The following is a 13,151-nucleotide window of genomic DNA, read 5'->3' on the forward strand; positions in this document are numbered from 1 at the left end:
CGCGTCTGACGATCCGGCGCATTCGTGCCGGGAAAGCGGCGGGTTCTATCCGTTGTCACGAGATGCCGTCGTCAGTGACGGCGGCCTTGGGGAGGTGTGGGCGTTGTCGGTATGGCGACGACTATCTATAGTTAACATTTATCATTAATCACATCGTTACAGGCATACTTGTCTGTGGTTTATCAGAAAAAACGTCGATTCTGCTGACACTGCCGGGAAGTTAAGTGACAATTTTTATCAGGACAAAAAATAGATTTTGCCGCCGTAGCGCCGTGTTCTGCCGGGTATTGGGCGTGTGTAGCCTGCTGTTGACGGCGACGCAGGCATGGGCTGCATCGAACGTTCGTTTGCAACTTACCGGGCTGGAAGGGGAGTTGCAGAAGAATGTCCGTGCGCGGCTATCTACCATCGCTCCCGATGAAGTCAACGCCGATGGCCGTTTCCGCGCCCGGGTTGACGAAGCCATCCGCAAAGGGCTGCGTGCGTTAGGCTATTACGATCCGGATATCCGTTTTGAGTTTATTCCGGCGCAGGGGCGTGGCCGTCCGGTGCTCAAGGTGAACGTCACGCCGGGAGAGCCGGTGAAAATCGCCGGCTCCAGCATCGCCATTCGCGGTGAGGCGCAGCAAGACGATGACTACCAACAACTGGTGCGACAACGCCGGCCTGCGGTGGGCAGCTTGCTTAACCACGGCGCTTACGATGACTTTAAAAACGAGCTCGGCACGTTGTCGATGCGTAAAGGCTATTTCGACGGCCACTTCAGCAAAAGCCAACTGGGCGTGATGCCTTCTACCCATCAAGCCTGGTGGAATATCGACTACGACAGCGGCCCGCGTTATCGCTTCGGCAAGGTCAACTTTCGCGGTTCGCAAATCCAGTCGGCGTATTTACAGAATCTGGTGCCGTTTCGGGAGGGAGACGTTTACTCGGCGGAACAACTGGGGGAGTTTAACCGGCGTTTGTCCGCCACCGGTTGGTTCAACTCGGCGGTGGTATCGCCTGATTTCGACCAGGGCCGGCAGAGTAAAATCCTGCCGTTGGACGCCGTACTGACGCCGCGCACCCGCAACAGCGTGGAAACCGGGGGTGGCTACGCCACCGATGTCGGGCCGCGGTTGAAAACCACCTGGAATAAACCCTGGATCAATACGTATGGCCATAGTCTGGAAAGCAGTCTGAGCCTGTCTGCGCCGGAGCAGCAACTGGATTTCAGCTATAAGATGCCGCTGCTGAAAAACCCACTCGAGCAATACTATCTGTTACAGGGGGGCTTCAAACGGGAAGACCTCAATGATACCCAATCCGACTCGACGTCATTCAATCTGGCGCGTTACTGGGAATTGTCCAGCGGCTGGCAACGGGCCGTTAACCTGCGCTGGACGCTGGATCACTTTACCCAGGCCAATGTTACCAACACCACCATGCTGGTTTACCCCGGCGTCAGTTTCAACCGTACCCGACAACGCGGCGGGTTGATGCCCGACTGGGGGGATACCCAGCGCTATTCCGTGGATGTTTCCAATACCTTATGGGGGTCGGATATCGATTTTGCAGTATTTCAGGCGCAAAACGTCTGGATCAGAACGCTGGCGGAAAAACACCGCTTCGTGACGCGTGCCAATCTGGGCTGGATCGAAACCGGCAGCTTCTCTCGCGTACCGCCGTCGCTGCGCTTCTTTGCCGGCGGCGATCGCAGTATTCGCGGCTATAAATACAAGTCCGTTTCCCCACGCGACGGTGACGGCAAACTCACCGGGGCCTCAAAGCTGGCGACCGGCTCGCTGGAATATCAGTACAACCTCACCGGAAAGTGGTGGGGAGCGGTGTTTATAGACAGCGGCGAAGCCGTCAACGACCTGGTGCGTACCAACCTTAAGACCGGTGCCGGCGTCGGTGTGCGTTGGGCCTCGCCGGTAGGGCCGGTCAAGCTCGACATTGCCCGACCGATTGGCGATGACGATAAACATGGATTGCAGTTTTATATCGGGCTGGGGCCGGAGTTATGAGCAGGATGAAAAAAGCCGGAATTGGCCTGATGGCCGGTATGCTGACGTTGTTGCTGGCGCTGGTGTTGCTGGTGAGTACGACTCCGGGGCTACATTTACTGCTCAGTGCCGCCGCTCGCTGGGTACCGGGGTTGGAAATAGGGCGTGTTGACGGTGGCTGGCGGGATTTGACGCTGAATGCCATACGCTATCAGATGCCCGGCGTTACCGTGCAGGCGGACAGTCTGCATCTGGCGTTGTCGCCGGCGTGCCTGTGGCGCAGCCAACTCTGCCTCGATGACCTGTCGTCGCAGGGGCTGACGGTGGCGGTCACAACCCAGGATATACCGCCGTCCGAGCCCGAGCCGCAAGCGGCTCCGGTAACCGAGATCCTCGCGCCGGTGACGGTGACGCTGCGTCGTGTCAACCTGAACAACAGCCGTATCATTGTTGATGGCACCGACGTGTCGCTGGTATCGCTGCAAGCCGGCCTGCACTGGCAGGGACGGTCGCTGACGCTGCAGCCGACGCAGGTGTCGGGCCTCACCGTGGTGTTGCCGGCCACGCCGCAAGCGACGCCCGCCCAACCCGCCGCGGCCGGCAAGCCGCCAACGCTGGGTGAAACGTTGCGCGCCCTGTTTGCCGCACCGCTGTTGCCGGCGATGCCTGAGTTTACGTTACCGCTGGATCTCGACATCGCTGATCTGCGCGGTGAATCCTGGCTGATTCAGGGCGGGCAGCCGGTGACGATTTCCCGCTTTCAGTTGCAGGCTGCCACCCGGCAGCAGACGTTGACGCTGCAACAACTCACGGTACAGTCGCCGCAGGGCGCGCTGTATGCCCATGGCGATGCGACTTTGTCGGGCGACTGGCCGGTGACGCTGAATGTAAACGGTATGGCGAACAGCGAGCCGTTCAGGGGGGAACGTATACGGTTGACGGCCGAAGGCAGCCTGCGCCGGCAGTTGCGGCTGGCAATGAACCTGTCCGGCCCACAGCGGGCGCAGTTAGATATTCAGACCGCGCTGGCCGAACCCGGCCTGCCGCTTAACATTAGCCTGCGCAGTCCGCAACTGCGTTGGCCGCTGACCGGCGACGTTCAATATCAATTCAACGACGTGCAACTGAATATCGGCGGCAAAGCCACCGATTACTCGCTGTCCTTGCGAGGCGATATTCGCGGTAGCGAGTTACCACCCGGTACGCTGACGCTGGAAGGCAACGGCAGCGAGCAGCAATTCACGCTGGCGCGATTGCGGCTGGCCGCGTTACAAGGCATAGCGGATATGACCGGTCGGCTGGACTGGCGCGATGCGATCACCTGGAACAGCGATGTCATCCTCAAAGGCATCAATACCGCGCAGCAATGGCCACAGTGGCCGGCGCGGTTAGACGGGGTGATGACCATTAACGGCAGTCTGGCAGGCGAGGCGTGGCAACTGGCGGTGCCGCAACTGGCGCTGGACGGGCAGATACGGCAGAACACACTGACGGCTAAAGGCGCGTTCAGCGGTAACGCCGACGGCCAGTGGTCGATTCCCGGCATTACGCTGGCGTTGGGGCGTAACCAACTGACGTTGAAGGGAGAATTGAAAGACCAATGGCTGCTGGACGGTGATATCAATGCGCCGGCGCTTACCGGTGTGTGGCCTGGATTGGGCGGGCAGGTCAACGGGAAACTGCGGCTGAGCGGCAAACGCGATGCGCCGCAGTTGCAGACGGACGTTATCGTCACCGCGCTGCGCTGGCAGGAACTGAGCCTTGGCAAACTGACACTCAATGGCGATGTGCAATCGAATCAACAGTTGCATGGCACGCTGACCATGCAGGTGCAGCAACTGACGCGAGGTAATGTGCGGCTGGCATCCCTGAATGCGCGCGCGACCGGCGACGAAAATCAGCACCAGCTACGGGTGACGGTGAATGGCGAGCCGGCAGGCGGTCAACTGTTGTTGAGCGGTCATTTCGACCGGGGACAACAACGCTGGCAAGGGGAACTGAGCGATACGCGGTTTGAAACCCCGGTCGGCGAATGGCGGCTGGCGCCAGCTATGTCGTTGGTTTATCAGGTCGCCGCGCAGAAGGTAACGATAGGCGCGCATTGCTGGCGTAACCCTGATGCTGAATTGTGCGTACCACAGCCGATCGAGGCGGGAACCAGCGGCAAGGCGAGCGTTAACCTGAACCGGCTCAATCTGGCGATGCTTAAGCCTTTTATCGGCCAGCAGACGGCGGTCAGCGGTTCGGTTACCGGCAACGCGCAGGTCAACTGGCAGGCAAACGGCGGCCTGCCGGAAGCTCGCGTAACGCTGAGTGGTAATGGCGTAACCGTACGTCAGCAGATGCAGGGCGGCACGCTGCCGGTAGCGTTTGATACTCTGACGCTGGATGCCGGTTTACAGCATGGACAGGCGCAACTGGCATGGCTGATGGGCATTCAGGGGAATGGCCGTTTTCGCGGCGATGTACAGATTACCGATCCACAACGACGGCGTAACCTGAGCGGTACGGTGACGCTCAACGCTTTGTCGCTCGCCTTGCTGAAACCGATCTTGCGACAGAACGAGAAGGCGGCCGGGGTCGCCAATGCCGATTTGCGGCTGGGGGGCGACCTGCAACGCCCGCAGGTGTTCGGTCAACTGACGTTGGATAATCTGGACGTAGACGGTAACTGGATGCCGGTAGACCTGACCAGCGGGCGGCTGGCGTTGTTGTTTAACGGCATGTCTTCAACGTTACAGGGCGTGTTCCGCACCACGCAGGGGCAGATCAACCTGGCGGGGAATGCCGACTGGTCGGTGCCTGAAGCCTGGCGGGCGCGCATTGCCGTCAACGGCGACCGGATGCGGGTGACGGTGCCGCCGATGGCGCGGCTGGATGTATCGCCGGATATTGTGTTTGAAGCGACGCCGCAGTTACTGACGCTGAGCGGTACGGTAACCATCCCCTGGGCGCGGATCGTCGTGCATGAGATGCCGGCCAGTGCGGTGGATGTCGCTTCGGATGAAGTGATTCTGGATGAGCGGCGTCGGCCGGTATCGGCCGCTTCCGGCACGATTCCGATTGCCAGTAACCTGATAGTACGGGTCGGCGACGATGTCTGGCTCGATGCTTACGGTTTGCGTGCCCGACTGCGCGGTGATCTCAACGTCACGCAGGATACGCAGGGGCTGGGCCTGAACGGTCAGATTTCGATGCCGGAAGGGCGCTTCAAGGCATATGGTCAGGATTTGCAAGTACGTAAAGGGCAACTGCTGTTTTCCGGCCCGCCGACGCTGCCGGTACTCAACATCGAGGCGATCCGTAATCCGGACAATACCGCAGACGGCGTGACGGTCGGCGTGCGGGTCACCGGTACTGCGAAAATGCCTAAGCTTGAGGTGTTCTCCGAACCGACATTATCTCAGGAGGAAACCTTGTCTTACCTGTTGCGCGGTCAGGGGCTGAACAATAGCGGCACAGACAGTTCGATGATGACATCAGCCCTAATTGGTTTGGGGGTTGCACAAAGTGGTCAAATTGTGGGTAAAATCGGCGAGGCCTTTGGCGTAAGCAATTTAGCTCTGGATACACAGGGGGTTGGCGATAAATCACAGGTTGTCGTCAGCGGCTACGTCCTGCCCGGCCTACAGGTCAAATACGGGGTTGGCCTGTTTGATTCATTGGCAACGCTAACCTTACGTTACCGTTTAATGCCAAAACTATACCTGGAAGCGGTGTCTGGCGTTAGCCAGGCACTCGATGTGCTCTATCAGTTTGAGTTTTAGCCATGCGAGTTATTGTCTACGGCAGTTTACGGCGCAAACAGGGAAACAGTCATTGGATGACCAATGCGCAGTGGTTAGGGGACCACCAGCTTGAAGGTTATGAGCTGTACGATTTGGGCCACTACCCTGCGGCAGTAGCAGGCGAAGGAGAGATTCACTGCGAGGTCTACCGTATCAGCTCATCGATTCTGGCGGAATTGGATGAACTAAAACGAGAAGGCAGCGTAGGGGCTTATAAGCGTGAGCTAATTGCAACACCTTATGGCAGTGCCTGGATTTACCTGTATCAACGCCCGGTCACCGGTCTGCGTCGCATTACCAGTGGAGACTGGTTAAAGCGTCAGGATGGTCACGATGAACAGTAAAACAGTAAAAAAACACCGCCGGCGGCGGTGTTTTTTGCTGTCCGTCACCGGTCAATTCGCTCTCAGAGAGCGGGTGACGGTGGCCGTCTTGAGCCTGCCGATTCAACGTTAACGGCCATCGGCAGGGCGGCTTTTATTTATTTTTGGCGCGTTCGAAAGAAGACAGGATCTCGGCTTTCGCCGCAGCGACATCAGCCCAGCCATCCACTTTGACCCACTTGCCTTTTTCCAGATCTTTGTAGTGCTCGAAGAAATGGCCGATCTGGGCGCGCAGCAGCTCCGGCAGGTCGTTCACGTCTTTAATGTGGTCGTACTCTTTGCTCAGCTTGGTGTGCGGCACCGCAACCACTTTGGCATCTTCGCCAGATTCGTCGGTCATTTTCAGTACGCCAACCGGACGGCAGCGGATCACGGAGCCCGGCTGCAGCGGGTACGGCGTCGGCACCAGCACGTCAACCGGGTCACCGTCCAGTGACAGTGTGTGGTTGATGTAGCCGTAGTTGCACGGATAGAACATGGCGGTAGACATGAAACGGTCTACGAACAGGGCGCCGGTTTCTTTGTCCACTTCGTACTTGATCGGATCAGCGTTGGCCGGGATTTCGATCACTACATAGATATCTTCCGGCAGGTCTTTACCCGCCGGTACGCTATTCAAACTCATGTCGGTTTCCTTCTTATTCAAACCAGAATGGAGTGGCGCTCATTATAGCCAACTGATGACGAAAGTCGTGGTTTTTTAGGCGTACCGTGGCCGCAGGCGACGGCAGATTCCCACACTCCTAATTAATGGAAATTAAATAATTAATCTAATTGAAGATTCATTCGCGGCGTTCCGATAAGTGTGAGTCCTGAATCCTGTCACCCGGCGCAGCCAGCGACGTATCGGCATGGTACGTCGTATCAGAGCAGCGCCAGCTTATTTATTGGTTGTTTTTTTATCATGTTGAATCACAAGGGAGAGTACGGATGCTAAAGAGCATTACGGTCAAGCATGGCCTGTTGGCATTGGTCGGTATCATGCTGGTGCTGTTGGCGGCGGTGGTTGGCATCGGCACCAGCGCAATCAGCCAGGGGAACCGTTCACTGTTATCGATAGACAAAATTCAGGGGAAGGAACTGAGCGCGTTGTCGTCGAGTTATACCGCTACGTTACGTGCCCGAACGGCGGCGGCGCAAGCCGTCAGATTGCATGAGATCGGCTTGATCGACAAAGCCAAGGAAACGGCCGGGCGTGTCGAGAATTATGCCAGTGTATCGCGTCGGGAGATGGCGCGCTTTTTGGCGTACGGCACCGTAACTAAACGCGGCGCTGAACTGGCCGAACATATCAAAGTCGCCTACGACGCCTATGACCGTCAGGGCATGACGCCGATGATCACCGCGCTAAGACAAGACAATCTGGATGAATATTATTCCCTGATGCAGGATACCCTGCCCGCGCTGAGCATCAATATGGATGCAACCATCGGCGATTTCCGCGATTTTGCGCTGGAAGTGGGAGAAACCCTGTTATTGCAGGCCGACGAGCTGGCTTATAGCCGACTATGGGTAATGGGGATGGCGTTTGTTGTGGCGTTACTGCTGGCCGGGCTGGCATGGTGGGGGATCCGACAGGTGATTCTGCGCCCGCTGGACGGCGCGGTGCGGCAGCTCGAAGTGATTGCACAGGGCGATCTGTCCTGCACGATCGAAGAAGGCGGCAATAATGAAATCGGCCGACTGATCCGGGCGATGAAATCCATGCAACAATCCCTCGCTGTTGCAGTGGGACGAGTACGTGATGCCGGCGGCCAGATCGACGTCGGCACCCGTGAGCTGGCCTCCGGTAATAGCCATCTGGCAGAACGAACCGAAGAGTCGGCAGCCTCGCTGGAGCAGACCGCCGCCAGTATGGAGCAGTTGGCGTCTACCGTGAAGTTGAACGCCGACAGCGCCGATCAGGCATATCTGCTGACACAGCAGGTGTCTGATATCGCAAGTAAAGGCAGCGCAGCTGTCGAACAGATGTTGCGTAAAATGCAGATGATTTCCGCTACGGCGGCTCGAGTGGCGGATATTCTGGCAATGATCGACGGCATCGCTTTTCAGACCAATATTCTGGCGCTGAATGCGGCGGTAGAAGCCGCGCGCGCCGGAGAGCAAGGACGCGGCTTTGCCGTCGTAGCCGGTGAGGTGCGTAATCTGGCGCAGCGTAGCGCTCAGTCGGCCAGGGAAATCAAGGTGCTGATGCAGGATTCGCAAACCCAGGTCAACGAAGGTACGGATATTGCGCGTATTGCCGGGGAAACCATGAGTGATGTGGCGTCGGCGGTATCACAGATGACGACGCTGATGCGTGAAATCTCGACCGCGACCCGTGAACAAAGCAACGGCATTGAGCAGGTCAATCTGGCGGTATCGCAGATGGATTCTGTGGCGCAACAAAACGCCTCTCTGGTGGAGGAGTCGGCGGCAGCCACCCGATCGCTGGAAGAGCAGGCGCGCGAGCTGGCTGCCAGCGTGGCGCAATTCCGGCTTGAGCAACAGACGCTGACAGCGTTGGGGCGCTACCAGGTCCGGCCTGCAAGCATCGGCTCTCAAGGCGCATATAATTAAGTCGAAATCAGTGAGAAAAGTGAGAAAACAGAAGCGGCCATCAGGCCGCTTCTGTTACATCGTCAGGAGGCATCCTGCTTGTCCGACGGGGTATCCGCCGAATGGTGTTTACGACGCAGCTTTTTCCAGATTTTGCCTTCCTGACCACGCCACAGACGCTGAATATTATCGTGATGACGCATCAGGATAAGACACGAGAGCATCGCTACCGGAAAGGTGAATTGCGGTTTGAACCACCAGACGTAAAACGGCGCGATCAGTGCGCTGACAATCGCCCCCAGCGATGAATAACCGCTCAACAGCACGGTCAGCAGCCAGGTGCCGGTCATCAAGCCGGTCAGGTCCCAGCCGATGGGCGCGATAGCGCCAAATGCAGTCGCGACCCCTTTGCCGCCGCGAAAATGAAAAAATATCGGGTAGATATGCCCGAGACAAGCGGCGATGGCCGTCAGGCCGAGATACAGCGGAGAACTGCCCAGCGCGTAAGCACCCCACACCGGCAGCATTCCCTTGAGAATATCGAAAATCAATACGCCGACGGCGGCTGTTTTACCGCCGATGCGCAGCACGTTGGTGGCGCCGGGGTTGCCGGAACCGTGTTCGCGCGGATCGGGCAAGCCAGCGATACGGCAAATCAGGATCGCACTGGAGATCGAGCCACACAGATACGCGACGAGAATCATTCCAGGCGCGATAACACTCATAAACGGCTTCCGTTCAATAAAGGTCGTTTTAGGTTCAACATCTGTGGATAATACGCACTTTCGGCCGGAAGTGGTATCCGGCAGCGGCAAAAACAAGGGATGACGTGATGGACATCGTGTTTATTGAACAGCTCAGTGTAATCACTACCATCGGTGTGTATGACTGGGAACAGACCATCCAGCAGAAATTGGTGTTCGATATCGAAATGGCCTGGGATAACCGCCCGGCGGCGGCCAGCGATGACGTAACGGATTGCCTGAGCTATGCCGATGTCAGCGACGCGGTGATTGAGCTGGTTGCCGGCGGCCGTTTTGCACTGGTTGAGCGGGTAGCGGAAGAGGTCGCCGCCAGGCTGATGCAACGCTTTAACATTCCCTGGCTGCGGCTGAAAGTCAGCAAACCCGGCGCGGTGGCGCAGGCGCGCAGCGTGGGAGTGATAATCGAGCGCGGCGTTCGCCCGTCGGTATGAGTGGGCGGCGGTTATTACGGCGTAAACACAGACCCTTCTTAAGGTAATCAAAAGATAATATCTCTATGTTAAGTTGTGCCTTTAACAAGGCATCATTCGATGTGCTTTATACGTTGCGGCTTGCGGGTAGCAAGGCCGCTTTTTTATGTGGCAGGTAGGGAGTTAACGGTCGATGGCGGATCTGCATTCGTTGCTGGTGGCGTTCATTCTTGGGGTGGTTGAAGGGTTCACCGAATTTCTACCGGTGTCGTCCACCGGGCATATGATTATCGTCGGTCATTGGCTGGGGTTTGAGGGAGACACGGCCAAGACGTTTGAGGTCATTATTCAGTTAGGGTCGATTCTGGCGGTAGTTGTGGTGTTCTGGCGGCGGATGTTCGGACTGATTGGCATCCATTTCGGTCAGCCACCGCAGCATGAAGGGCGCGGTAAAGGCCATCTGACGTTGGCGCACATTATTCTGGCGATGATCCCTGCCGTCGTGCTGGGGTTGGTGTTGCATGACACCATCAAATCGCTGTTCAATCCGGTCACCGTCACGTACGCGCTGGTGGCCGGCGGCCTGTTGTTGTTGTTGGCGGAGTGGTGCAAGCCGAAAAAACCGAAAGCGGAAGGGCTGGATGACATCAGTTATCTGCAGGCGTTCCTGATTGGCTGTTTTCAATGTCTGGCGCTGTGGCCGGGGTTCTCACGTTCCGGTGCCACCATTTCCGGCGGGATGTTGGTCGGCGTTAACCGTTACGCCGCCTCCGAATTCTCCTTTATCCTGGCGGTGCCGATTATGCTGGGGGCGAGCGGGCTGGATTTGTATAAAAGCTGGCATTTCCTGTCGTTGTCTGACCTGCCGATGTTTGCCACCGGTTTTGTGACCGCGTTTGTCGTGGCGATGATTGCGATCAAAACCTTCCTGCACTTGATCAAGCGCGTTTCGTTCGTGCCCTTCGCTATTTACCGTTTTATCGTAGCCGCCGTCGTGTGGCTGGTGTTGATGTAATCCGCCGGGATGCGTCGAACGATGCATCCCGACGATGAGGCATCCCAACGATAATGACGTCATGAGCATGGCCCGGCGGCTTCGGATCGCCGGGTTTTCCACTCGTCCAACGCGACATGTCGGCGGCGCTGCAACTCTTCCCTGATCGCGGCGTGCCGGAATCCGGCTGCCACTACTTCAGCGCTGGTTATCCGGCTGACGACGGCAAAGGCTTCGCGCAGATAGTCTCCTTGTGGATAGGGTTGTTGCTCCAGCCCGGCTCGTCCACGCGCATCGGCTTCGCTGGCAAGGATCAATTGCTCCAGCCGCTGGGGTTTGCGCCAGACGTCAATGGCATCAAACAGTTTAAGCAGGGTTTTCGCTTGCAGCATCTGCACGGTGTGGATCAGGTCATGGTATTCAGCGACCAGACAGGCCAGGTCGCGCAAGGCATTCGGTACGCGCAAGCGTTGGCATAATGCTTCCACCAGCGGCACGCCTGCGGCGCCGTGACCGTGATGACGCGGCCACAGTTCCGGTGGCGTTAGCCCTTTACCGAGATCATGGCACAGCGTCGCGAAGCGGACGTCGAGCGCCGGGCTGAGGCGGGCGGCCATCGCCAGGCTCATCATGGTATGGATGCCGGTGTCGATTTCCGGGTGCCAGGTGGCGGGAGCCGGTACGCCGTAAAGCCGATCGACCTCAGGGAACAGGATAGCCAGCGCACCGCAATCACGCAGCACCTGAAAGTAGACCTGGGGATTTTGCGTGTCGAGGGCTTTTTCCGTCTCTTTCCAGACACGCTCCGGCGTCAGGAAATCCAGCTCACCGTCGCGGGTCATGGTTTGCATCAGATGCAATGTTTCTTCGGCAATCTGAAAACCAAGGTGGGCGTAGCGGGCGGCGAAACGCGCAACTCGCAGCACACGCAACGGGTCTTCGCTGAACGCCTCTGAGACATGACGCAGCAGGCGGTTTTGTAAATCGTGCCGACCGCCGTACGGGTCTATCAACCGCCCATCTTCATCCTGGGCGATGGCATTGATGGTCAGATCGCGTCGTTGTAGATCGTCTTCCAGTGTAATGTCCGGCGTGGCCCGGCAGGTAAATCCGGTGTAGCCGTTGCCGGACTTGCGTTCGGTACGAGCCAGCGCATATTCCTCTTTGGTCTGCGGATGCAGGAATACCGGGAAATCCCGCCCAACCTGCTGGTAACCTTGCTGCAACAGCATCTCCGGCGTAGCGCCGACCACGACCCAATCGCGTTCGGTAACCGGCCTGCCCAACAGACCATCACGCACTGCGCCCCCTACAAGGTAAATCTTCAAACCCGGCTCCCGATAGTAGACTGTGTCGATAACGATAATTTCGTTTATTGTTGATGAACATCCTCGGGAACACAATCCTGAACGCTATCTTGAAGACCGCGGCATCCGTGTACGACCAGCCGGTATTCTGGGGTTACCCCATCCAGCGGTCGTTCTTTTTGCGTCGGGGCAGCAGGTGCGGCAGCAGCAATCCCAGTACCAGACCAGCGCCCGCTACGCCGCCGCCGTACATAAACCACTGCATGATCAGCGCGCGCTGCTTGTCGTCCAGTTGCAGGTTGGCTACCTCCAGCTTTTTCTGTGCGACATCCAATTGGGTTTTCAGCGTTTGATTTTCTTGTTGTAACGCCGCGAGTGCACTGTCGTTGGCGGCAACTTTCTGGCGCAGATCGGTTGTGCGCCGATTCCATTCCTGATCAACGCCGTTGAGTTTATCGGTCAGGGTCTTTACCTGATTTTCCAGTTCCGGCACACGGGTTTTCAGGCTGGGCGTGGGGCTGAGTTGATCGAGCGGGATCCAACTGGTTCGGTCTTTATCATCACGAATTTGGGCATACCCGGCACTGTCGTTGACGCTGAGAAGTGTGACGGCTTCGCCGGCGTTCAGCGTGCCGGCGATACGGTATTGATTGCCGGGCCCGCTGCGGGTGTAGGTGACAAGTTCATCGGAGATATAGCGTTTTTCTTCCGCATGCAGGCTCAGCGCAGCGGACAAGCCCAGTATGGCGACGAGAAAAAAAGATAATTTGTTCATCATATTCAATATATTAAGCTCGCAGGGGTTATGCAGTTAGCGGGCCCAGTCTGACGATGCCGTTGGCAAACCTGAATGGGAACAGTCTTAGAACCTATCCTGATGGGCACTGACTCAGGAGGCGTCATCCATGAGTTGTCGGTGGCAACCGGCTGCGAATGCACAACAGTTGCACCGGCTTTGCGAGCGCCTTCGCAGGGTGTG

Annotated in this window: 10 protein-coding genes; 6 read left to right on the forward strand and 4 right to left on the reverse strand. The window is 57.6% G+C overall.

Features of this window, described 5'->3' with window-relative positions; translation table 11 throughout:
• Positions 1 to 272: 272 nt before the first annotated feature.
• The 3 genes from tamA to DCH402_RS03850 are packed head-to-tail and all read left to right on the forward strand — an operon-like array spanning position 273 to position 6,120.
• Positions 273 to 2,009, forward strand: coding sequence for an autotransporter assembly complex protein TamA (gene tamA / locus DCH402_RS03840; protein ID WP_162831740.1), 1,737 nt, complete (start codon positions 273 to 275; stop codon positions 2,007 to 2,009).
• Positions 2,006 to 5,755 carry an autotransporter assembly complex protein TamB gene (gene tamB / locus DCH402_RS03845; protein WP_039999805.1) on the forward strand — a complete coding sequence of 1,250 codons (3,750 nt, stop codon included), beginning with the start codon at positions 2,006 to 2,008 and terminating at the stop codon, positions 5,753 to 5,755. The genes tamA and tamB overlap by 4 nt, the downstream gene beginning before the upstream one ends.
• Before the next feature lie 2 nt (positions 5,756 to 5,757).
• A complete protein-coding gene (locus DCH402_RS03850; protein ID WP_039999807.1) occupies positions 5,758 to 6,120 on the forward strand; it encodes a gamma-glutamylcyclotransferase family protein in 363 nt (120 codons plus the stop codon).
• Between the two features lie 133 nt (positions 6,121 to 6,253).
• On the opposite strand, the gene ppa is transcribed toward DCH402_RS03850, so the two are convergent.
• Positions 6,254 to 6,784 (reverse strand): inorganic diphosphatase, encoded by a 531-nt coding sequence (ppa, locus tag DCH402_RS03855; RefSeq protein ID WP_039999809.1) that lies wholly within the window; start codon positions 6,782 to 6,784, stop codon positions 6,254 to 6,256.
• A 305-nt stretch (positions 6,785 to 7,089) separates the two neighbouring features.
• Between ppa and DCH402_RS03860 the strand changes: the two genes are divergently transcribed.
• Positions 7,090 to 8,718 (forward strand): methyl-accepting chemotaxis protein, encoded by a 1,629-nt coding sequence (locus tag DCH402_RS03860; protein ID WP_039999810.1) that lies wholly within the window; start codon positions 7,090 to 7,092, stop codon positions 8,716 to 8,718.
• Between the two features lie 62 nt (positions 8,719 to 8,780).
• On the opposite strand, the gene plsY is transcribed toward DCH402_RS03860, so the two are convergent.
• Positions 8,781 to 9,422, reverse strand: a complete 642-nt coding sequence (plsY, locus tag DCH402_RS03865) for a glycerol-3-phosphate 1-O-acyltransferase PlsY (protein WP_039999811.1) — start codon at positions 9,420 to 9,422, stop codon at positions 8,781 to 8,783.
• Between the two features lie 107 nt (positions 9,423 to 9,529).
• Here plsY and folB point away from each other — a divergent pair, with 107 nt between their 5' ends.
• Together folB and bacA are read left to right on the forward strand one after the other, a co-directional pair.
• Positions 9,530 to 9,892 (forward strand): bifunctional dihydroneopterin aldolase/7,8-dihydroneopterin epimerase, encoded by a 363-nt coding sequence (gene folB, locus DCH402_RS03870; protein WP_039999813.1) that lies wholly within the window; start codon positions 9,530 to 9,532, stop codon positions 9,890 to 9,892.
• Positions 9,893 to 10,064: 172 nt separating this feature from the next.
• Positions 10,065 to 10,886, forward strand: coding sequence for an undecaprenyl-diphosphate phosphatase (bacA, locus tag DCH402_RS03875; RefSeq protein WP_039999814.1), 822 nt, complete (start codon positions 10,065 to 10,067; stop codon positions 10,884 to 10,886).
• Positions 10,887 to 10,945: 59 nt separating this feature from the next.
• On the opposite strand, the gene DCH402_RS03880 is transcribed toward bacA, so the two are convergent.
• Positions 10,946 to 12,193, reverse strand: a complete 1,248-nt coding sequence (locus DCH402_RS03880; RefSeq protein WP_039999816.1) for a multifunctional CCA addition/repair protein — start codon at positions 12,191 to 12,193, stop codon at positions 10,946 to 10,948.
• A gap of 133 nt (positions 12,194 to 12,326) precedes the next feature.
• Positions 12,327 to 12,947, reverse strand: a complete 621-nt coding sequence (locus DCH402_RS03885; protein ID WP_039999818.1) for a TIGR04211 family SH3 domain-containing protein — start codon at positions 12,945 to 12,947, stop codon at positions 12,327 to 12,329.
• Positions 12,948 to 13,151 lie beyond the last annotated feature (204 nt).

This window comes from Dickeya chrysanthemi NCPPB 402 (assembly GCF_000406105.1).
GTDB lineage: Bacteria > Pseudomonadota > Gammaproteobacteria > Enterobacterales > Enterobacteriaceae > Dickeya > Dickeya chrysanthemi.